The sequence below is a fragment of the Comamonas suwonensis genome, assembly GCF_012844455.2.
Classification (GTDB): Bacteria; Pseudomonadota; Gammaproteobacteria; order Burkholderiales; family Burkholderiaceae_C; genus Comamonas; species Comamonas suwonensis.
On sequence record NZ_JABBCQ020000018.1, the window covers coordinates 55,971 to 77,677 of the forward strand.

The window sequence follows — 21,707 nt, forward strand, 5'->3', positions numbered from 1 at the left end:
GCCAGCCCTTTCCCCCGAAAGAGCTGCCACTGTGTTGCATCTGCGCAGGCTCAGGCCTTGGCCAGAGCACGCTCTTGGATGTCTGCAAAATCTGCTGGCGGCTGGTGCAGATCCCAGCGTGTGCCAGCCTTGACAATCTGGCTGGGTGTCTCATGCCCGATCAGCGCAGGCAAGGCCCTTGCAGCCGCGACGATCTGCGCCAGATCGGTGCCGGTGTCATAGCCCATGAGCTGCAGTGCATGCACGATCTCTTCGGTGCAGGCATTGCCCGAAGCACCAGGCGCATAAGGGCAGCCACCCAGCCCGCCAATGGATGCATCAAACCTGTCAGCACCGGCATCAATAGAAGCCAGCACATTTGCAAGTGCCATGCCGCGTGTGTTGTGAAAGTGCAGCGTCACGCCCAGTTGTGGCCAGCGTGTCTTGAAGGCCTTCACCATGGCGTGCACCTGACTCGGGTAGGCCATGCCCGTGGTGTCGCACAGGGTGATGCCCTGCACACCCAGATCCGCAAAGCGCTGCACCCAGCCCAGCACTTCGGCCTCAGGCACATCGCCCTCCATGGGGCAGCCAAAGCAGCAAGACAGCGAGACGTTGACGGGCGTTGCCGCCTGCTGCGCCACAGCGATGACCTGTTTGAGCGCTTCAAACGACTGACTGCGCTGCATGCGCAGATTGCAGAGGTTATGCGTCTCGCTGACGGACATCACCAAATTCAACTCATCGGTATGCGCATCAATGGCGCGCTCCGCTCCGCGCACATTGGGTACCAGCGCCGTATAGATGGTGCCCGGCTGGCGCTCGATCTCGCGCATCACAATCTCGCCATCGCGCAGCGCGGGGATGGCCTTGGGCGAGACAAAAGCCGTCACTTCAATCTTGGACAGCCCAGCTTGCGACAGCGCATTGATCAGCGCAATCTTGTCCTCAGTCGGTACAAACGCAGCCTCCATCTGCAAGCCATCACGCGTGCCGACTTCGTTGATATAGATACGGCGAGCCTCGCCATTCCAGACATTCCGGCTGTTCATTGAATGATTCCCTTGGCGCGCAGTTGTGCAATCTGCTCGGCGCTCAGGCCTACTTCGGCCAGCACGGCGTCGGTGTCATCACCCACATGCGGCGCACTGCTGCGCACGGTACCGGGCGTCAGCGAGAGCTTGGGCACCACACCAGGCACTTTCACCTCAAAACCATCGCGGGTGCGCTGGGTCAAGATCATCTCGCGGGCGTGGTAATGCGGGTCTTCTGCGATATCTTTGGCGGTGTAGACCTTGCCTGCGGGAACGCGGGCATTGCCCAGCTCGTCCATCACCGCCTGCACGGTGCGGACTCGCGTCCAGTCACCAATCGCACCATCAATGGTTGCCACTCGAGCCACACGACCTGCGTTATCGGCCAAGTCGGGCGCATCGGCCAAGTCCTGGCGACCAATCGCAGTCATCAGCCGCTTGAAGATGGAATCTCCATTGCCCGCAACCAGCACCCAGCCGTCCAGACAAGGGTAAGCATTCGACGGAGCAATACCCGGTAGCGCACTGCCTGCGGCTTCGCGCACAGCACCAAAGGCGCTGTATTCAGGGAGCAGACTTTCCATGATGTTGAACACGGCCTCATGCAGGGCCACATCAATCACCTGGCCGGGGCCGCCACTCACCTTGCGGTGGTACAAGGCCATCATCACGCCTACCACGCCGTGCAAAGCTGCTAGCGTGTCTCCAATCGAGACCCCCACACGCACAGGCACGCGACCCGGCTCAGCCGTCAGGTGACGCAGCCCGCCCATGGCCTCACCAATCACGCCAAAGCCCGGCAGATCCCGGTAGGGGCCAGTCTGACCGTAGCCCGAAATGCGCAGAATCACCAGACCGGGGTTGATGGCATGCAGCTCTTCAGGCGACATACCCCAGCCCTCCAGTGTGCCGGGGCGGAAGTTTTCCACCAGCACATCGGCCTCGGCAATCAATTTTCTGGCCACGTCCTGCGCTTCTTGCTGACGCAAATCCAGCGCCACCGATCGTTTGTTGCGCGACTGCACCTGCCACCAGACGGAGGTGCCTTCCTTGATCAGGCGCCAGTTGCGCAGCGGGTCGCCCGCGCCGGGGGCCTCGATCTTGATCACATCAGCGCCAAATTCACCCAGCGTCTTGCCGCAGAACGGACCGGCAATCAGTTGCCCCATTTCCACAACCTTCACGCCCTCAAGCGCACGCGGCGTGGAAGTTTGCGTTGCGGGGTCTTTGATATTCATCATTGTCATTGTTTGTCTCTTGCTATGCCGTTTTGCGTTACCCAGAGCAGCTTTTCAATCATCTTGCCGTTTAGACCGGTTCTCGCAAAACGCTGATATGCGAAGCTGCCATCGCATTTAGGCATAGCTGGGATAATGCACACCTCATGAAGCTGGACCCAATCACCCTGAGCCTGTTTGTTGCCGTGATGGAAGAAAACGCCATCGCCCGCGCCGCTGCACGCGAGCACATTGCGCCGTCTGCCGCCAGCCGCCGCTTGGCAGAGCTGGAAAGTCAGCTGCAGGTAGAACTCTTTACCCGCAGCAACCGCGGCAGTGCACCTACGGCAGCGGCCTATGCGCTGCTGAACATGGCACGCGGCGTGCTCAATGAAATGGATGGCATTGCCACGCAGATGAAGGACTATGCGCAAGGCGGCCAAGAAGGCCTGCGCGGCCATGTGCGGGTAATGGCCAACATCTCCAGCATCACGCAGTTTCTGCCAGCGCAGTTGCAGCGCTTTTTAAGTCAGCACCCGCATGTCGATGTGCGCCTGCAAGAGCGCGTGAGCACCGATATTGCGCGCGCCGTGGCGGATAACGAGGCCGATATCGGCCTGCTCAACAATGGCAGCTACGGCAATAAGATCAGCCTACGCCCCTACCGGCGCGACCGACTGGCCGTCGTCATGCCGCAATCCCATCCGCTAGCGCGTAAGCGCAGCCTGCGACTGGAACAAGTCGTGACGCATGACCTGATTGGTATGCACGCCGACAGCGCTCTCAACCATCTCATTACCCGCGCAGCCGCAGACCAAGGCTTGCAGCCGCGCCTGCGTATGAAGGTGACCGGCTATGACGCGCTGTGCCTGATGGTGGCGTCAGGCCTGGGCATAGGCATCCTCCCCAAGGGCAGCGCACGTATTTACATGGGCACGCTGCCGCTGCGCTGCATCCGGCTGGATGAAAGCTGGGCCGAGCGCCAGTTAATGCTGTGCGTGCGCTCGCAAGACGCACTCTCGCCTGTGGCGCAATTGCTGGCCGAGCACCTGTGCCAGCTCGAAGAAACTCATAAAGACTAAAGCCATGCTGGATTTTTTACCGCTGCCAGAAGCGAATGTGACGACCCAACACCCATCTCTGACCTGGGATATTTTTTGCCAGGTCATTGATAACTTTGGCGATGTGGGCGTGTGCTGGCGCACTGCAGCAGAACTGGTTGCACGCGGCCAGCAAGTACGGCTGTGGATGGACGATGCCAGCGCCTTGCAGTGGATGACCCCGCAGCCCTGGCCCAAAGGCCTCAGTGTCCATGCATGGCCTGCGCTGATGGTCGACATCCCCGCCGTGGTCGGTGACGTGGTGGTTGAAGCCTTTGGCTGCGAGATTCCCCAACCGTTTGCCTTCGCCATTGCACGCAAGGCAGAGCAAGGTCTGCCACCGGTCTGGATCAACCTCGAATACCTGTCTGCCGAAGATTACGTAGAACGCTGCCACCGCCTGCCGTCGCGCATCATGTCCGGCCCGGCAGCAGGGCTGACTCGCTGGTTTTTCTACCCTGGTTTTACCAGCGCAACAGGCGCACTGGTACGCGAGCTGAATCTGAGCCAGCGCCAGAGTCGCTTTGCGGGTGAGCGCCTGCAATGGCGCGCAGCGCAAGGCGTTCAAGCCGATGAATGCGCTGTCTCGCTGTTTTGCTATGAGCCAACAGCCTTGCCACAGTTTCTGGAACAAACACCCACTCTCAACACCAGACTGCTGGTCACACCCGGCCGTGCTACAGCAGCTGTTCAGGCATTGCCAGCCGCTCAATCATTGAACATACAGTATCTGCAACCCTGCCCACAACCCCAGTTTGATGAAATGCTCTGGGCCTGTGACCTGAATCTGGTGCGCGGCGAAGACTCTCTGGTTCGCGCCATCTGGGCAGGTCAGCCTTTTGTCTGGCATATCTACCCGCAGCATGACAATGCCCACCACCACAAGCTCAACGCTTTTCTTGACTGGCTGGGCGCACCTGAAAGCCTGGTGCGCTTTCACCGCGCCTGGAACGGCATGACCGCACCGCAAACATTGCCTTTACTGAGTCGTGAAATATTGGCTGAATGGGCCTTGTGCATAAGGGCTGGACGAGAAAAATTAGCGCTTCAGACTGACTTGATTGAGCAGCTTCAAGCTTTTGTCGCCGAAAAAAGCTAAAATCGACGTTTTGCCTCTCTGAGGGCAAGCGTACCCGGCCCGCCGAGCGATCTTGCTTACCAGGGTCGCGCCCCGCCGCGGTACACGCGGCAGGCCCCGCCGCCGCACTATTGATGCGTTGCTGTCTCAGCAACCATTGCGAACAGCTTGCCTGCCGTGTAGAGCGGCTCCAACCTTTCAAACGCAAGCAAGCCATGAAAATCGCTCAAGAAATCCGCGCAGGCAATGTGATCATGTTCGGCAAGGACCCCATGATCGTTCTGAAGACCGAATACGCTCGTGGCGGCCGTGGCGCTGCTACCGTGCGCATGAAGCTCAAGAGCCTGATCGGCAACTTCGGCACGGAAAACGTGTTCAAGGCCGACGACAAGATCGACAACGTGATCCTGGACAAGAAGGATTGCACCTACTCCTACTTCGCCGACCCCATGTACGTGTGGATGGACGAAGAGTTCAACCAGTACGAAGTCGAAGCCGAAAACATGGCTGACGCACTGAACTATCTGGAAGACGGCATGACTGCCGAAGTGGTGTTCTATGACGGCAAGGCCATCTCCGTCGAACTGCCCACCACCATCGTGCGCGAAATCACCTGGACCGAGCCAGCCGTCAAGGGCGATACCTCCGGCAAGGTTCTGAAGCCCGCCAAGATCGCTACCGGCTTCGAAGTGGCCGTGCCCCTGTTCGTGTCCCAAGAAGACAAGATCGAAATCGACACCCGCACCGGCGAATACCGCAAGCGCGTTTAATGCGGCTGCAGCTCTTGCAGCTGCTCGCTCATCAAAAAGGCTTCCTGATGGAAGCCTTTTTTGTTGTCGCTCAAAAATAGGGGCGTTGAGCCCGCACGCCAAGCAGTCCGTCAGCAGCCCCCCCCCTGTTCTGCACATATTCACAAAATGCGCCAAGTCTGTGCAAGACTAAAGTCTCTCCATCAACCCCATCGGCAAATGACGCATTCCCTGCCTTGGCTGCAGCCTGAACAAGAATTCCCACCGATCGATCAGACTTGGGGCGAGCAAGATCCGATTCCCGGACTATTGGCAGCAGGCAGCACCCTGGATGCAGCACACCTGCGCGCAGCCTACGGCCAGGGAATTTTCCCCTGGTTCAGTGAGGGACAACCGGTGCTCTGGTGGTCCCCCAACCCGCGCATGATTCTTCGCCCTGACGAGTTCCGGCTTCGCCGCAGTTTGCGCAAGTCACTACAAAAATTTCGCGACGCCCCTGGCTGCGAGATTCGCATCGACAGTTCCTTCTCAACCGTGATGCAGCACTGCGCCCAAGCCCCGCGCGATGGACAAAACGGTACCTGGATTGTTCAAAGCATCATCGAAGCCTATACCGAGCTGCACCAGCAAGGTGCAGCGCACAGCGTAGAGACCTGGGTGAATGGCAAGCTGGTGGGGGGCCTTTACTGCGTGGCACTGGGCAAGGCGGTGTTTGGCGAATCCATGTTTGCGCTGCAAACCGATGCGTCAAAGATTGCCCTGTCTGCGCTGGTTGCGCTATGTCACGCCCATCAGGTTCCGCAAATTGACTGCCAGCAAGCCACTGCTCACCTGTCATTCATGGGCGGCCGCGAAATCCCCAGAGAGCAATTTGCACAGACCGTCAGAGCACAAGCTCAGTTGCCCGATATGCACTGGCAATTTGCCCCCCTATACTGGGATCAATTGCTGAGCACTCCTGAAGTTTGACGCACCTCATCTGCAGCACCGGCCTGATCATGACGCACCCAAACGACCTACCGCTACATGCCCTGCAGTTTTATGCTACGGCAGCCTATCCCTGCAGCTATCTGCCGGGGCGACTGGCCCGTTCACAGGTCGCAACACCCAGCCATCAAATTCAGAATGCGGTTTATTCAGAGCTGGTCACCATGGGGTTTCGTCGCAGTGGCATGTTTACCTACCGCCCTTATTGCGACGGGTGCCAGGCCTGCATTCCGCTGCGCATCATCAGCAATGAATTTCGCCCCAACCGCAGCCAGCGGCGCTCGGCCAGGCAGCACGGTCAGCTGATGACCTCCATACAGCGGCTGCACTACTCTGACGAGCACTACCAGCTTTATTTGCGATATCAGCAGCACCGCCACAGCGGTGGTGGCATGGACAACGACAGCGTCGATCAGTACACGCAATTCTTGCTACAAAGCCGCGTCAATTCACGCTTGGTAGAGTTTCGTGAGCCGACCGACACCGGGGCACCCGGCGTGCTAAAGATGCTCTCGATTCTGGATGTGCTGGAAGACGGCCTGTCTGCGGTCTACACCTTTTATGACCCGGAAGATCACGCCAGCTACGGCACCTTCAATGTGCTGTGGCAAATTCAGCAAGCCAAGGCCATGAACCTGCCTTATGTGTACCTCGGCTACTGGATCTCGGACAGCCAGAAGATGCGCTACAAAGCCAGCTTTTTGCCGCATGAGATTCGTCAGGGTGAACAATGGCGACGCGTTGACAGACAAAGCATTGCGCGCTCACAAATTGATTGATGTTGCTGAAAAACTCAGCACATGGATATATGAGCAGATGACATGCCTGCGCGGCTATAGCACCGCTAGAATGCCTTCATCCCGCAAAGTATCTCCAACGCATGAAAAAAGACGACCTATCGGCCTCCGCAAAGCCCAGCGTCCAGGTTCTGGAACGCATGTTCACGTTGATCGACGTGCTGGCATCGCGTGAGGAAGCGGTTTCTTTGAAGGAGATCAGCGAACGCACAGGCCTGCATCCCTCGACAACGCACCGCATCCTCAACGATCTGGCTCTGGGCCGATTTGTGGATCGCCCCGAATCCGGCAGCTATCGCCTGGGCATGCGTTTTCTGGAGCTTGGCAATCTGGTCAAGGCCCGCCTGAATGTGCGCGAGGTAGCACTGACGCCCATGCGCCAGCTCTACAAGCAGATTCAGCAGCCCATCAGCCTCTCTGTGCGCCAGGGCGATGAAATCGTGTATGTGGAGCGCGCGTACAGCGAGCGCTCCGGCATGCAGGTGGTGCGTGCCATCGGCGGCCATGCGCCACTGCATTTGACCTCTAACGGCAAGCTGTTTCTGGCCGCTGACAATTCCCAGCAAGTGCGCGCCTATGCCACACGCACCGGTTTGCCCGGCAAGACCCACTTCAGCATTACCCAGCTGGGTGAACTGGAGCATGAGCTAGCCAAAGTGCGCCAGTACGGTATTGCACGCGACAATGAAGAGCTGGAGCTGGGCGTGCGCTGCATGGCCGCTGGCATTTATGACGACCAAGGCAAGCTGATTGCCGGCCTGTCCATTTCAGCCCCCGCAGATCGTCTTGATGAAAGCTGGGCACCGAGACTGCAGGCAACTGTGCAGGAGATTTCTTCTGCGCTTGGCTGCGCCAGTGCACGCACGCCAAACACGCAGCCCGCAGCTGATACTTACAGCCGCAGCCACCAGCAGGGCTGATCGCCATCTGCTTCATATTTGTGAGCTTTCAGCGCAATCCCTGCAAGGGATAGAGCCTGATTTTTTATAAAGCAGCCATAAAAAAGCGCTACCTCGAGTAGCGCTTTTTTGTGACCTCCTTCAAAGGCCAGATGCCTATTCAGGATGGTTACCCGCGAATACGCTGTCCAATAGAGCTGCTGGCACCGGGCATGGCTTCAATCCAGTGACGCACTCGCTCGGCATCCGCCAGACGGCTGAACTTACCAGCGGAATCCAGGAACACCATGATCAGTTTGCGACCTGAAACCTGAGCCTGCATCACCAGGCAGCGACCCGCTTCAGAGATATAGCCGGTCTTTTGCAGACCAATATCCCAGTTGTCGCTCTTGACCAGACGGTTGGTGTTGTTGAACTGCAAAGTGCGACGCCCCACCGCCACCTCGTAACCATGTGATGTCGAATACTCGCGCATCAAAGGGTCCGCATGTGCGACAGCGACCAGACGGGCCAGATCCCGCGCGCTGGACTGGTTGCTGCTGGACAGACCTGTAGGCTCCACATAGCGCGTGTCCTTCATGCCCAGCTGCAAAGCCTTGGAATTCATCTGCTGCACAAACTGCCCCAGACCACCGGGATAGGTGCGGCCCAGTGCATGGGCTGCACGGTTCTCGCTGGACATCAGCGCCAGGTGCATCATCTCGGAGCGTGTCAAGGTCGTGCCCACACGCAAACGCGAGCTGCTGTGCTTTTCGGTATCCACATCGTCTTGCGTGATAGTGATCATCTCATCCATGGGCAACCGAGCCTGAGAAACCAGCAGGCCGGTCATGAGCTTGGTCAGCGAGGCAATCGGCAGCACGGCCTGATCGTTCTTGCTGAGCAGAACCTCGTGCGTGTCTTGGTCGATCACATAAGCCACACTGCTTTGCAGATCCAGCGGATCAGACACCGAATGCAGACCTGCCATCTGGCCATAGGACTGGCGAACAGGCTCTACAGCAGTGGCAACGGCTGCTGCGGCCACCGCTGCACTGGCCGCACCAGCCTTGGCCAAGCGCTTCTTGCCCGAGGCTTTTTCTGGCTTTTCAGCCTTGGCAACGACAGCAGCCTTGCTACCTTTTTTACCGGCAACCTTGGCTTCAGCCTTGTCTTGCTTGCCCTTGGCAACTTTGGCGCCCTTGGCTTTAGGCTCAGCAGCCACCCGGACTTTGCCTGCGGGTTCTTTAGCTGCTTTTTTGGAGGAAGCAGAGGCAGCCGCAACGGGCTTTTTAGCGTCTTTTTTGGGCGCAGCCTGTGCTGCGGGCACGGCCAGCGCACAGCTCAACAGAGCCAAAGACAACACCTGAGTTAGTTTTGCAAGGCGAAAAGAACGCAGCAGCGGCATGCGATACTCCAGACAACAAGGTGTAAGGATTTAATTCAACCAAAAAAGTTGTGCAGTGACAAGCACTTGCACAACTTTCTCGATAATCTAAGTGAAATTATAAATCCTGTACTCAACCTTGTGCTGCTACAACTTCATGATTGCTATGCAATTTGTTCAAAGCACTCAGATAAGCCTTGGCAGAAGCAACCACAATATCGGGGTCTGCGCCCACGCCATTGACCACCCGCCCACTGCGTTGCAAGCGCACGGTGACCTCACCCTGGCTCTCGGTAGAACCGCTGATGGCATTGACGGAATAGAGCACCATCTCGGCCCCGCTCTTGACCTCCGACTCGATGGCCTTGAATGAGGCATCGACCGGACCATTACCGTCAGAGCTGGCCTTGATTTCCTGACCTGCATTGCTGAACACAACTGACGCATGCGGGCGCTCACCCGTCTCACTTTGCTGAGCCAGCGAGATGAATTGAAACTGGCTTTCCTGGCCCTGACCACCATCGACATTGACCAGAGCCAGAATGTCTTCGTCAAAAATTTCGCTCTTGCGATCGGCTAGCTCCTTGAAGCGTGTAAAAGCCTGATTGATGGCGGCTTCGCTATCCAGCTCCACACCCAGCTCCTGCAGGCGCTGTTTGAAGGCATTACGGCCGCTGAGCTTGCCCAGCACGATTTTGTTGGCGGCCCAGCCCACATCTTCAGCCCGCATGATTTCATAGGTATCACGCGCCTTGAGCACGCCATCCTGGTGAATGCCAGAAGCATGAGCAAATGCATTGGCACCCACCACCGCCTTGTTGGGCTGCACGATAAAGCCTGTAGTCTGGCTAACCAGACGGCTGGCCGCCACGATGTGCTGGGTGTCGATATTCACATCCAGCCCAAAGTAATCCTTGCGGGTCTTGATGGCCATGACGACCTCTTCAAGTGAGCAGTTACCTGCGCGCTCCCCCAACCCATTGATAGTGCACTCAATTTGACGTGCGCCACCGATCTTCACACCAGCCAGCGAATTGGCCACCGCCATACCCAGATCGTTGTGGCAGTGCACGGACCACACAGCCTTGTCGCTATTGGGCACGCGCTCGCGCAGTTTGCGAATGAACTCGCCATACAACTCAGGAATGGCATAGCCCACGGTGTCGGGCACATTGATGGTCGTTGCACCTTCGTTGATGACCGCTTCAATCACGCGGGCCAAAAAATCGGGCTCACTGCGGTAACCGTCTTCGGCGCTGAACTCGATGTCATCCATCAGGTTGCGTCCAAAACGCACGGCTTGCTTGGCCTGCTCGAGCACCTGCTCGGGCGTCATGCGGAGCTTTTTTTCCATGTGCAGCGGGCTGGTCGCAATAAAGGTATGGATGCGGCCACGATGGGCATCCTTCAGCGCCTCGGCAGCGCGCGCAATATCGCGGTCATTGGCGCGCGAAAGTGAGCAGATGGTGGAATCCTTGATACTGCGGGCAATCGTCTGGATGGACTCAAAGTCTCCATTGGAAGCGGCCGCAAACCCTGCCTCGATCACATCCACTTTCAGACGTTCCAGCTGGCGGGCAATACGCAGTTTTTCATCGCGCGTCATCGAAGCACCGGGCGACTGCTCGCCGTCACGCAAGGTCGTGTCAAAAATAATGAGCTGATCAGACATGATGGGGTCTCTCTGGGTTGTGGCGCGGATAAACGCCGGTTTTTTGGAGGATTACCGATAAAAAAGCCGGTGCGCTTTTGGCGGCACCGGCTCACAGGTCTTTTAGGCAGCGACCGCTTCTTCAGCAGCGACCGGGACACGTTGCACTCCCGAAATAATGGCGCGAAGTGAGGCAGAGACGATATTGGCGTCCACCCCAACACCGTAGCAAACCTGCCTGTCGTCAACGCGCAACTCTACATAGGCAATGGCCTTGGCGTTCGCACCTTCGCCAATGGCGTGCTCAGAGTAGTTCAGCACGCGAACGTTACGACTCACAGCAGCCGACAAGGCCTGCACAAAGGCATCAATGGGGCCCGAACCTTCGCTTTCCAAAAAATACTTCTGGCCTTCCACCTCAATCTCGGCGCTCATGCTGACCACGCCATCAGCTTCACTCAGGCGGTACTGAGGTGCCTTGATGGTGTGGACGCCATACTCACGCTGGAACAGCTCCCACAGAGCCGCTGCGGACAACTCCTTGCCGCTGGCATCCATCTCGCGCTGGACCACCTGACTGAATTCGATCTGCAGGCGGCGGGGCAATTGCAAGCCATATTCGCTTTCGAGCAGATAGGCAATACCGCCCTTGCCGGATTGGCTGTTGACGCGAATCACGGCCTCATAGCTACGTCCCAGATCCTTGGGGTCGATAGGCAGATAAGGCATATCCCAGATATCGCCATCCTTGTGAGCGGCGAATGCCTTCTTGATGGCATCCTGATGAGAGCCAGAGAAGGAGGTGTAGACCAAGTCACCCACGTAAGGGTGACGAGGATGCACGGGCAACTGGTTGCAATGCTCAACCGTTGCGCGGATTTCGTCGATATTGGAGAAGTCCAGACCGGGGTTCACACCCTGGATATACATGTTGAGAGCGACGTTCACCACATCGAGGTTACCTGTACGCTCGCCGTTGCCGAACAAACAGCCTTCGAGACGGTCAGCACCAGCCATCAAAGACAGCTCAGCAGCAGCCGTGCCCGTGCCGCGATCGTTGTGAGGGTGAACCGAGATCACCACGCTGTCGCGACGCTTGATGTTGCGATGCGTCCACTCCACCATGTCGGCAAAGATATTGGGGGTGGAATGCTCCACCGTGGTGGGCAAGTTGATGATGCACTTGTTCTCGGGTGTGGGCTGCCACACATCGGTCACTGCATCAATCACGCGCTTGGAGAATTCCAGCTCGGTATCCGAATACATTTCGGGCGAGTACTGGAAGGTCCATTTTGTGCCGGGGTTCTGTGCCGCGATGTCCCTGAACATCTGGGCATTCGTAGCGGCCAACTCCACAATCTCGTCTTCGCTCATGTTCAGCACCACACGGCGCATCACAGGGGCTGTTGCGTTGTAGAGGTGAACAATTGCACGGGGCACACCTTGCAAAGCTTCAAAGGTGCGGCGGATCAAGTGCTCACGAGCCTGTGTCAGCACTTGCACTGTCACGTCATCGGGAATGCGGTTTTCTTCGATGAGCTTGCGCATGAAGTCAAATTCGACCTGCGATGCGGAGGGGAAGCCCACTTCAATTTCCTTGAAGCCGATCTTCACCAGCTGCTCAAACATCTGCACCTTGCGATCAATGTCCATAGGCTCGATCAGGGCCTGATTGCCGTCACGCAAATCCACGCTGCACCAGACCGGGGGCTTGGTGATGACCGCATCGGGCCAAGTGCGGTCGGTCAAACGAACAGGGGCAAAGGCGCGGTATTTGGTGGAAGGGTTTTGCAACATGGTGAGTCTCTTTAGTCGAATTAGAAGAATTTAAACCCAGCTTCAGCGACGCCCAAAAACAAAAACGGCCCGTCGCTGAAGCTACGGGCCGTGAAGTAGGTGTGTTTGTACGCGCGCGCTACTTTCTCTGCCCGATGGACATTAGTAGTAGAGCTAGCGACAGGTTTTTCATGCGAATGACTTTAACACAGGAAAAGTTGACAATGCCAGCACTTTTTGTGCAACTGCATCAATCGTCGTGCAGACCGCGCTCGTCGGGCTCGTCTTTGGATGTGGACACAATGCTCACATGCTCGCCCTTGGCGCGACGCCAGACGTAGATCACATAGCCAGAGATCGAGTAGCCGACGAACACCAGAAACAGCATGGTTGCAGGCTCGATGCTCACCAGCGCCATCAGCAAGGCCACGACAACCAGAGAGACAAACGGCATGCTCTTGGCGCCGCCAATGTCCTTGAAGCTGTAGTAGGGAATATTGGTGACCATGGTCAGGCCCGCAAACAGCGTGATGGCAAACATGACCCAGGACAGGTCAGCGCGGTCAGTGGCGTAGCCGCCAAACCAGGACATCACATCGCCAAAAATTGGCACATCACGGTGAGACACCAGCAAGGCACTGGTCAGCCAGATAAAACCAGCCACCAAGGCTGCCGCCGCAGGTGAAGGCATGCCCTGAAAGTAACGCTTATCGACGACCGCCGTGTTCACATTGAAGCGAGCCAGACGCAGCGCAGCGCAGGCACAGTACACAAAAGCGGCCAGCCAGCCCCAGCGCCCCAGCGGGCGCAGTGCCCACTCATAGGCAATCAGTGCGGGAGCCGCACCAAAAGAAACCATGTCGGAGAGCGAATCCATCTGCTCGCCAAAGGCACTTTGCGTGTGTGTCATGCGGGCCACGCGGCCATCCAGACTGTCGAGCACCATGGCGCAAAAAACACCCACAGCCGCCAACTCGAACTTGTTGTTCATGGCCATGACGATGGAGTAGAAACCTCCAAACAGCGCCGCCAGCGTGAACAGATTGGGCAGCACATAAATGCCTTTGCGCATCTTGCGCTGAGCGCCGCCTGCGTCGGCAGAATCATTGCTGTTTTGCATTAAACAGACCTCCAGTGCTTGCATGTCATGCGCATGCAGCTATTAAAACCATAGTATTTCAAGCAAAACCATCATAGCAATGCCCTGCCCCCAGTGTACCCGCCGCACACACTGCCCCCGGAATGAAAAAAGGCCACCTGAATGGCGGCCTCTTGCAGACACAAGGTCATCCAGCTTTCGCTGAATGACTAGCGAGCATTAGTTGCGGGTTTGGTCAACCAGCTTGTTCTTGGAGATCCAAGGCATCATGGCGCGCAGCTGGCCACCCACTTGCTCGATGGCATGCTCAGCGTTCTGGCGACGACGTGCAGTCATCGATGGGTAGTTCAGGCGACCTTCGCTGATGAACATCTTGGCGTATTCACCGCTCTGGATGCGCTTCAGGGCGTTGCGCATGGCTTCGCGGGACTTGTCGTTGATGACTTCAGTACCCGTCACGTACTCACCATACTCGGCGTTGTTCGAGATGGAGTAGTTCATGTTGGCGATACCGCCTTCATACATCAGGTCAACAATCAGCTTCAGCTCGTGCAGGCACTCGAAGTAAGCCATTTCGGGAGCGTAACCCGCTTCGGTCAGAGTTTCGAAGCCCATCTTCACCAGTTCAACGGCACCACCGCACAGCACAGCCTGTTCGCCGAACAGGTCGGTCTCGGTTTCTTCCTTGAAGTTGGTTTCGATGATGCCGCCCTTGCCGCCGCCGTTGGCAGAAGCGTAGGACAGAGCGATATCACGCGCCTTGCCGGACACGTCCTGGTACACAGCGATCAGGGAAGGCACGCCGCCGCCCTTCAAGTACTCGGAGCGCACGGTGTGGCCAGGGCCCTTGGGGGCGACCATGATCACGTCCACATCGGCGCGGGGCACGACCTGGTTGTAATGCACGTTGAAGCCGTGGGCAAACGCCAGCACTGCGCCAGCCTTGATGTTGGGGGCGACGTTGTTGTTGTAAACATCGGGGATGTTTTCGTCAGGCAACAGCATCATGACCACGTCAGCGGCCTTCACGGCGTCGTTGACTTCCATGACGGTCAGGCCAGCCTTGCCAACCTTATCCCACGAAGCGCCACCCTTGCGCAGACCAACCACGACCTTCACGCCGCTGTCGCTCAGATTTTGTGCATGTGCATGGCCTTGGCTGCCGTAACCAATGATGGCAATGGTCTTACCTTTGATCAGGCTCAGGTCACAGTCTTTGTCGTAGAAAACTTTCATGTTGGCTCCAGGTCTCTTATCTTGAGGGGGTTTAAAAGGTTTGAACAGGTTCAAAAAAGGGTCAATTAGACACGCAGAATGCGCTCGCCGCGGCCAATACCCGAGGCGCCTGTACGTACTGTCTCCAAAATGGCAGTACGGTCAATCGCTTGCAGGAAGGCGTCATTCTTGGACTGGTCACCGGTCAGCTCTACGGTGTAGCTCTTTTCGGTCACGTCAATGATGCGGCCACGGAAGATATCGGCCATGCGCTTCATTTCTTCGCGCTCCTTGCCCACAGCTCGCACCTTGACCATCATCAGCTCACGCTCGGTGTAAGAACCCTCTGTCAGGTCCACCACTTTAACCACTTCAATCAGGCGATTCAGGTGCTTTGTGATTTGCTCAATCACATCATCTGAGCCGGTGGTCAGTATGGTCATGCGGGACAGTGATGGGTCTTCCGTCGGCGCCACCGTCAGAGATTCAATGTTGTAGCCACGGGCCGAGAACAGGCCCACGACGCGCGACAGTGCTCCGGGCTCGTTTTCGAGCAGGACAGCAATAATGTGTTTCATACCCAGATTCCTCTTTTCGTCGCCCTCCCCTGACACCGGTAAGTGCCAGGCTCGGCGAGCAATAGATTCGTCAAAAAACGCTATTTAAAATATAGCTGCTTGCGCTTGATAGTTAATGGCTAGAGGCCGATTTCATGCAAAATCGGCTCACGCATTACAGATCGTCAGCGCCCAGCAGCATTTCCGTGATACCACGGCCAGCCTGTACCATGGGGAACACGTTTTCAGTAGGATCGGTGCGGAAGTCGAGGAAGACGGTCTTGCTCTCTTCGCGCACGATACGACGCGCTTCGCGCAGCGCGCCTTCCACATCAGCCGGCTTTTCGATCAGCAGGCCGCGGTGGCCATAGGCTTCCGCCAGCTTCACAAAGTCAGGCAGGGAGTCCATGTAGCTGCTGGAGTAGCGGCCCGAGTACTCAATCTCCTGCCACTGGCGCACCATGCCCAAGAAGCGGTTGTTCAGCGCGCAAATCACCACCGGCGTGTTGTACTGCTTGCAGGTGGCCAGCTCCTGAATGTTCATCTGAATCGAGCCTTCGCCCGTGATACAGAACACCTCAGAGTCAGGCTTGGCCAGCTTGATGCCCATGGCATAGGGCAGACCCACACCCATGGTGCCCAGACCGCCAGAGTTGATCCAGCGACGGGGTTCATCAAAGCGGTAGTACTGCGCAGCCCACATCTGGTGTTGACCGACGTCAGAAGTCACGTAAGTGTCGGCATCCTTGGTCATCTTCCACAGAGTGTCGACCACGTACTGCGGCTTGATCACGTCGGGGCTGGACATGTCGTAGGCCAGGCAATCGCGGCTGCGCCAGCCTTCGATGCTGGTCCACCACTGACTCAGAGCACCTTCGTCGGGGCGCTGAGCAGATTCGCGCAGCATGGCAATCAACTCGACCAGCACATCCTTGACATCACCCACGATAGGCACATCCACCTTCACTCGCTTGGAGATGGAGGAGGGGTCCACGTCGATATGAATGATCTTGCGCTCCACCGACATGAAGTGCTTGGGGTTGCCAATCACGCGGTCGTCAAAACGGGCACCCACCGCCAGCAGCACATCGCTATTTTGCATAGCGTTGTTGGCTTCAATGGTGCCGTGCATGCCCAGCATGCCGAGGAATTTCTTGTCGCTGGCTGGGTATGCACCCAGACCCATCAGGGTGCTGGTAATGGGGTAGCCCAGCATGTCCACCAGCGTGCGCAGCTCATTCGTTGCGTTGCCCAGCAACACACCGCCGCCGGTATAGATGTACGGACGCTTCGCCGTCAGCAGCAGCTGCAGTGCCTTGCGAATCTGACCTGCATGACCCTTTTTGACGGGATTGTACGAGCGCATTTCCACTTTTTCAGGATAGCCCGTGTACAGCGCCTTCTTGAAGGACACGTCTTTCGGAATATCCACCACCACAGGGCCGGGACGGCCAGTGCGGGCGATGTGGAAGGCCTTCTTCATGGTTTCGGCCAGATCGCGAACATCTTTGACCAGGAAGTTGTGCTTGACGATGGGACGTGTAATGCCCACGGTGTCGCATTCTTGGAAGGCGTCGGTACCAATGTAGTTGGTCGAAGTCTGACCGGCCACCACCACCATGGGGATGGAGTCCGTATACGCTGTAGCAATGCCGGTGACCGCATTGGTCAGTCCGGGGCCGGATGTCACCAGCGCCACGCCCACTTCACCCGTTGCACGTGCAAAGCCATCGGCAGCATGCACAGCCGCCTGTTCATGGCGCACCAGCACATGCTGAATGCTGTCTTGCTTGTACAGCGCGTCGTAAATATAGAGAACTGCCCCGCCTGGGTAACCCCACAGGTGCTTGACACCTTCAGCCTGAAGAGACTTGATGAGGATTTCGGAGCCCATTAATTCCTGGGCGCCCTTGGGGGACGATGCTGCGGCTGCAGAGGCCAGCTCGGCTTTGGAGATTTCCATGATCAACCTTTGTGAATTTCTCTAACGAAAAACCTTCGGTGCCCTTAGCCTGAAGCCCTTGTGAGGCCGGTTTAGGACTTAAGACCACAAGCCATGGGCGTTTGTGTATACGCCGGACCGTGATCCGTTTGCTTCTTTAAGTTGAGAACATTATCGCACTGCAACAAGACCTTCAAATGCACTACACAAAAAAACATCAGTGGATGCGATAATCGACAGCTTTCCCACCGGCACTCCCCCCCGATTTTTCCAGGGTTACTCTCTCTTGGCCACAGAACAAGAACTGTCTGCATTCCTCAAAGGCGTAGAAAAGCGCGCGTTCAAGCGCAGCTTTTTTCACGTCCGCGATGAGGAGGCCGCCCTGGATATCGTGCAGGACAGCATGCTCAAGCTTTCCCAGCACTATGGTGACAAACCCATCAATGAGCTGCCCATGCTGTTTCAGCGCATTCTCTCGAACAGCACGCTGGACTGGTTCAGGCGCCAGAAGACGCAAAAAGCCCTGTTCACACATTTCAGTGATCTGGAATCATCCTCAGACGATGACGGTGGCTTTGACTGGCTGGAGACCTACGCCACCAATGCCGACGAGGCCGCCGCTCACAATGTGGAAAGCCTGACTGAGCGCAAGCAGACGCTGCAAAGTATCGAAAAAGAAATACAAGAGCTTCCAACGCGTCAACGCGAAGCATTCCTCATGCGTTATTGGGAAGAGATGGATGTTGCGGAAACCGCTGCAGCCATGGGCTGCTCTGAAGGCAGTGTTAAAACACATTGCTTCCGCGCCATCCAAACATTGAGCAAGGCACTCAAGGCCAAAGGAATCGAGTTATGAAATCCGCGCCCACATTCCTGCAAGAACAGGCTGCCGACCGCTTCGCACGTCATATCACGGCCCGACTGAGCGAAGGCGAGGCTTTGCTCCCCTACGAAGTGACCGAGCGCCTGCGTGCTTCCCGCGAGAGGGCCGTCTCCGAACGCCGCCGCGAAGCGACAGTGCTGCACGCGCAAACCAGCGCTGCAGCATCTTCCCAGGGCGGCACCCTGACCATGGGCAGCCCCAATGAAGGTACTGGCTGGTGGCGCGCAGTGATTTCGGCCATTCCTGTATTTGCGCTGATTGCAGGCTTGGTGATTTACAACGCGGACACTGAGCAAAGTATGCTTAGTGAAGTCACCGCAGTCGATACCGCTTTGCTCACTGATGATCTGCCCCCCGCTGCATACTCGGATCCAGGCTTTATTCAGTACCTCAAGACTTCTGCCTCCGCTTCAGAACACTAAACAGCCCGCCGCACCCTGCATTGATGCCTACTGAAAAGCGCTCCATTCTGAGTCCCAACAACACCGCCGCCGTCATGGCGGCGGTGTTGTTGATGGCTCTGTCCTGGACAGGATGGAATGTGGTGCAGCAAGTCAGGCTCGCGCCTAGCGCTGTGCCGCCTGCGACCATGGCTGCATCCAAGACCATGCATGTGGACCCATCCATGCGCCAGCGAGCCACGGCGCAAGCCTCTGGCCCGCGTTGGGCAGAACTTAGCAGCCATCAGCGCCAAGTACTTTCGCCGCTGGAAGAACGCTGGCCCATGGTTGGCTCGGTACAAAAACGCCGCTGGATTGCCCTGGCTGACGGTTTTGACAAGCTCAGCGAGCGCGAGCAGGAAAAGCTGCGTGACCGTATGGAATCATGGTCTGGCCTGAGCGCTGCTCAGCGCAATCAGGCCCGCCTGAACTTTGCTATCACGAACAGATTGGCGACAGACAAGCAAGCCCAGTGGGAGGCTTATCAGGCCCTGAGCGATGAAGAAAAGCGCTTGCTTGCCTCCCGCGCCGCCCCAAAAGTGGTGACAGCCGCCCCAGCCATCAAGCCAGTGGCACCCAAGAAGCTGGCGCGTATCCCTGCCGCCACAGCCACGCCCAATACGGTGCCGAATCTACCCAAAATTCCGCCTGCCACCATTCACCACCCTCCGCCGCCCGTTCCCTCCACGCCTGCGATGGTGGAAACGCACCCGGTGCGCACGCCTTCCGTGATTGTGGAGACAGCACCGGTGGATATTCCACGTGCCACGCCTATCACTCTGCCGCCGCTGGATGCGCCAGCTCAAGACTCGCACTAATCTAGCTCTGTGATGCAGTGGTCAGAGCCTCAAAATTGCTGAGTCGCCACCTACAATGCCTTCATGCAGCAAGATATTTCGATTGATGATGGCAGCGCAACACCCTCAAAGACTCCTGATTTCATAGCTCCAAGCCTGCGCCGCAGAATGGCCTGCTGGCTTTATGAAGGCATGCTGCTGTTTGGCGTGGTGTTTATTGCTGGCTATCTGTTTAGCACGTTGTCCCAGACCCGCAATGCGCTCGACAACCGCCACTTGCTGCAAGCTTTCATGATGGTGGTGCTCGGGATTTACTTTGTCTGGTTCTGGAGCAAGGGTCAGACACTGGCCATGAAGACCTGGCATATCCGCGTGGTGGATGCCCAAGGCCGTCCTTTGACCCAGACCCGCGCCCTGCTGCGCTATGCCGCTAGCTGGATGTGGTGGCTGCCGCCTCTGGCTGTGCTCTACCCCTTGGGCCTTCCGCCTCTGGAAGTAATGGTGCTAATGCTGGGCTGGATTCTGATCTGGGCCCTGCTCAGCCGCTTTCACCCTAAAAAACAGTTCTGGCATGACGCCTGGGCTGGCACCCAGCTGGTTCATCAGGCCCCCGCACCTAAACGCATCCGCTGATTTTGCTCTGCATGACCTCTTCAACACCCGATCCCGTCAATCCCCAGAAAAGCCGCACCGGTCTTTCTCGCGTGCTGCATGCAGGCGCCTATTCGCTGGCGGGCCTGAAGGCCGGCTGGTATGAAAAAGCCTTTCAGCAAGAGGCCATCTGCGCTTTTGTCATGATTCCTGCGGCCTTCTGGCTGGGGACCACCTGGGAGCAGGTGGCCCTGCTGGCCGCAACGGTCACACTGGTTCTCATCGTCGAGCTGCTCAACACCGGCATTGAAGCCGCTATTGACCGCATTGGTCCCGAGTGGCATGAGCTGTCCAAAAAAGCCAAAGACATGGGCAGCGCCGCTGTCTTACTGTCGCTATGCCTTTGCGGCACCGTCTGGGCTGCCGCCATTTACAACCGATTCATTGCATGACTACTCCAGCCTTCTCCATCTGCGTGTACTGCGGCTCGCGCCCCGGTACCAACCCTCAATTTACCGAAGTCGCAAAGGCTGTTGGCCGCTGGATTGGCGAACGCGGCGGTCAGCTTGTCTATGGCGGCGGGCGCAGCGGCCTGATGGGCGTGGTTGCTGAAGCCACTCAGCAGGCAGGCGGCCGTGTGATCGGCATCATTCCTCAGGCACTGGTCGATAAAGAACTGGCCAATCAAGCCTGCGACGAACTGCATATCGTCAAGAACATGCACGAGCGCAAGGCCATGATGGCCGAGCGCAGCGATGTCTTTGTGGCCCTGCCCGGCGGCATTGGCACCTTTGAAGAGCTGTTTGAAGTCTGGACCTGGCGCCAGTTGGGCTATCACGACAAGCCCATCGGCATCCTCAATGTAGATGGCTATTACGACACCATGCTGCAGTTTCTGCAGTCCTGCGTCAGCAGCGAATTCATGGGTGAGTGGCAGATGGGGCTGATTGAAAGCGGCTCTGACACGAATGCACTGCTGCAAAATCTGGTGCAGAACGCAGGCACGCGCATGGAGACCGCCAATCTGCGCTCTGTGATCTGATACCCCTAGGGCAGCTTTGCTACAGGGCAGCCTTTGCTGGCGTCTATCTGATAGCTCGCTTCAGTTTTACCGGCCTGAACAAAAAAGCCAGACTCAAGGTCTGGCTTTTTGCTGGGTGCGTGGCATGACGGCTTAGACAGCGGTGTCGTCCAGCTCGCCTGTGCGAATGCGCACCACGCGCTCCACGGGGGTGATGAAGATCTTGCCGTCACCAATCTTGCCTGTACGTGCCACGTTGACGATGGAGTCCACGCAGCGGTCCACATCTTCGTCCTTGACCACGACCTCAATCTTCACCTTGGGCAGAAAGTCCACCACGTACTCTGCACCGCGGTACAGCTCGGTGTGGCCTTTCTGGCGGCCAAAACCCTTGACTTCTGTCACGGTCAGACCATTCACCCCACACTCGGCCAAGGCCTCGCGCACTTCCTCAAGTTTGAAAGGCTTGATGACGGCGGTAATCATTTTCATGGGGCTTATTCCTCAATAGATTGAAATCGGCAACGCA

22 protein-coding genes are annotated in these 21,707 nt (G+C 57.3%); 12 read left to right on the top strand and 10 right to left on the bottom strand.

Annotated features, from left to right (window positions below; translation table 11 throughout):
• Window positions 1-50: 50 nt before the first annotated feature.
• Window positions 51-1,031, bottom strand: coding sequence for a hydroxymethylglutaryl-CoA lyase (locus tag HF327_RS18125; protein ID WP_198461723.1), 981 nt, complete (start codon window positions 1,029-1,031; stop codon window positions 51-53).
• Entirely contained in the window at window positions 1,028-2,260 is a 1,233-nt protein-coding gene (locus tag HF327_RS18130) for a CaiB/BaiF CoA transferase family protein (protein ID WP_198461724.1), read from the bottom strand. The genes HF327_RS18125 and HF327_RS18130 overlap by 4 nt, the downstream gene beginning before the upstream one ends.
• A gap of 137 nt (window positions 2,261-2,397) precedes the next feature.
• Here HF327_RS18130 and HF327_RS18135 point away from each other — a divergent pair, with 137 nt between their 5' ends.
• The 6 genes from HF327_RS18135 (at window position 2,398) to HF327_RS18160 (ending at window position 7,861) form a co-directional block, all read left to right on the top strand.
• Window positions 2,398-3,312, top strand: a complete 915-nt coding sequence (locus HF327_RS18135) for a LysR family transcriptional regulator (RefSeq protein WP_198461725.1) — start codon at window positions 2,398-2,400, stop codon at window positions 3,310-3,312.
• A gap of 4 nt (window positions 3,313-3,316) precedes the next feature.
• On the top strand, window positions 3,317-4,429 hold the full coding sequence (gene earP, locus HF327_RS18140) for an elongation factor P maturation arginine rhamnosyltransferase EarP (RefSeq protein WP_198461726.1): 1,113 nt from the start codon (window positions 3,317-3,319) through the stop codon (window positions 4,427-4,429).
• Between the two features lie 194 nt (window positions 4,430-4,623).
• Complete coding sequence (efp, locus tag HF327_RS18145) at window positions 4,624-5,178, top strand: elongation factor P (RefSeq protein ID WP_003056627.1); 555 nt, start codon at window positions 4,624-4,626, stop codon at window positions 5,176-5,178.
• A 198-nt stretch (window positions 5,179-5,376) separates the two neighbouring features.
• A complete protein-coding gene (gene aat / locus HF327_RS18150; RefSeq protein WP_198461727.1) occupies window positions 5,377-6,126 on the top strand; it encodes a leucyl/phenylalanyl-tRNA--protein transferase in 750 nt (249 codons plus the stop codon).
• A 29-nt stretch (window positions 6,127-6,155) separates the two neighbouring features.
• Window positions 6,156-6,923 (top strand): arginyltransferase, encoded by a 768-nt coding sequence (locus HF327_RS18155; protein ID WP_198461728.1) that lies wholly within the window; start codon window positions 6,156-6,158, stop codon window positions 6,921-6,923.
• Between the two features lie 101 nt (window positions 6,924-7,024).
• A complete protein-coding gene (locus tag HF327_RS18160; RefSeq protein WP_236024273.1) occupies window positions 7,025-7,861 on the top strand; it encodes an IclR family transcriptional regulator in 837 nt (278 codons plus the stop codon).
• Window positions 7,862-8,009: 148 nt separating this feature from the next.
• Here the strand turns inward: HF327_RS18160 and pbpG are convergent, their stop codons facing one another.
• The 7 genes from pbpG to HF327_RS18195 form a co-directional block, all read right to left on the bottom strand.
• Window positions 8,010-9,227 carry a D-alanyl-D-alanine endopeptidase gene (pbpG, locus tag HF327_RS18165; protein ID WP_198461729.1) on the bottom strand — a complete coding sequence of 406 codons (1,218 nt, stop codon included), beginning with the start codon at window positions 9,225-9,227 and terminating at the stop codon, window positions 8,010-8,012.
• Window positions 9,228-9,339: 112 nt separating this feature from the next.
• Window positions 9,340-10,878: a 2-isopropylmalate synthase gene (locus HF327_RS18170; protein WP_198461730.1), complete on the bottom strand. Its 1,539-nt coding sequence runs from the start codon at window positions 10,876-10,878 to the stop codon at window positions 9,340-9,342.
• A 102-nt stretch (window positions 10,879-10,980) separates the two neighbouring features.
• On the bottom strand, window positions 10,981-12,654 hold the full coding sequence (gene leuA, locus HF327_RS18175) for a 2-isopropylmalate synthase (protein WP_198461731.1): 1,674 nt from the start codon (window positions 12,652-12,654) through the stop codon (window positions 10,981-10,983).
• A gap of 229 nt (window positions 12,655-12,883) precedes the next feature.
• A complete protein-coding gene (gene pssA / locus HF327_RS18180; RefSeq protein WP_198461732.1) occupies window positions 12,884-13,753 on the bottom strand; it encodes a CDP-diacylglycerol--serine O-phosphatidyltransferase in 870 nt (289 codons plus the stop codon).
• 198 nt (window positions 13,754-13,951) lie between these two features.
• Complete coding sequence (gene ilvC, locus HF327_RS18185; protein ID WP_198461733.1) at window positions 13,952-14,968, bottom strand: ketol-acid reductoisomerase; 1,017 nt, start codon at window positions 14,966-14,968, stop codon at window positions 13,952-13,954.
• A 65-nt stretch (window positions 14,969-15,033) separates the two neighbouring features.
• Window positions 15,034-15,525 carry an acetolactate synthase small subunit gene (gene ilvN / locus HF327_RS18190; RefSeq protein ID WP_099737407.1) on the bottom strand — a complete coding sequence of 164 codons (492 nt, stop codon included), beginning with the start codon at window positions 15,523-15,525 and terminating at the stop codon, window positions 15,034-15,036.
• Window positions 15,526-15,679: 154 nt separating this feature from the next.
• Window positions 15,680-17,467 (bottom strand): acetolactate synthase 3 catalytic subunit, encoded by a 1,788-nt coding sequence (locus HF327_RS18195; RefSeq protein ID WP_198461734.1) that lies wholly within the window; start codon window positions 17,465-17,467, stop codon window positions 15,680-15,682.
• A 265-nt stretch (window positions 17,468-17,732) separates the two neighbouring features.
• On the opposite strand from HF327_RS18195, the gene HF327_RS18200 reads away from it, so the two are divergent.
• From HF327_RS18200 to HF327_RS18225, 6 genes are all read left to right on the top strand, one after another.
• Window positions 17,733-18,302 (top strand): RNA polymerase sigma factor, encoded by a 570-nt coding sequence (locus HF327_RS18200; RefSeq protein WP_198461735.1) that lies wholly within the window; start codon window positions 17,733-17,735, stop codon window positions 18,300-18,302.
• On the top strand, window positions 18,299-18,751 hold the full coding sequence (locus HF327_RS18205; RefSeq protein WP_198461736.1) for a DUF3619 family protein: 453 nt from the start codon (window positions 18,299-18,301) through the stop codon (window positions 18,749-18,751). The genes HF327_RS18200 and HF327_RS18205 overlap by 4 nt, the downstream gene beginning before the upstream one ends.
• 23 nt (window positions 18,752-18,774) lie before the next feature.
• On the top strand, window positions 18,775-19,587 hold the full coding sequence (locus HF327_RS18210; protein ID WP_198461737.1) for a DUF3106 domain-containing protein: 813 nt from the start codon (window positions 18,775-18,777) through the stop codon (window positions 19,585-19,587).
• Between the two features lie 63 nt (window positions 19,588-19,650).
• Window positions 19,651-20,199: an RDD family protein gene (locus tag HF327_RS18215; protein ID WP_198461738.1), complete on the top strand. Its 549-nt coding sequence runs from the start codon at window positions 19,651-19,653 to the stop codon at window positions 20,197-20,199.
• Between the two features lie 11 nt (window positions 20,200-20,210).
• Window positions 20,211-20,609, top strand: coding sequence for a diacylglycerol kinase (locus HF327_RS18220; protein WP_198461739.1), 399 nt, complete (start codon window positions 20,211-20,213; stop codon window positions 20,607-20,609).
• Window positions 20,606-21,199 carry an LOG family protein gene (locus HF327_RS18225; protein ID WP_198461740.1) on the top strand — a complete coding sequence of 198 codons (594 nt, stop codon included), beginning with the start codon at window positions 20,606-20,608 and terminating at the stop codon, window positions 21,197-21,199. Before HF327_RS18220 ends, HF327_RS18225 begins: the two co-directional genes overlap by 4 nt.
• A 132-nt stretch (window positions 21,200-21,331) precedes the next feature.
• On the opposite strand, the gene HF327_RS18230 is transcribed toward HF327_RS18225, so the two are convergent.
• Window positions 21,332-21,670: a P-II family nitrogen regulator gene (locus tag HF327_RS18230; protein WP_198461741.1), complete on the bottom strand. Its 339-nt coding sequence runs from the start codon at window positions 21,668-21,670 to the stop codon at window positions 21,332-21,334.
• Window positions 21,671-21,707 lie beyond the last annotated feature (37 nt).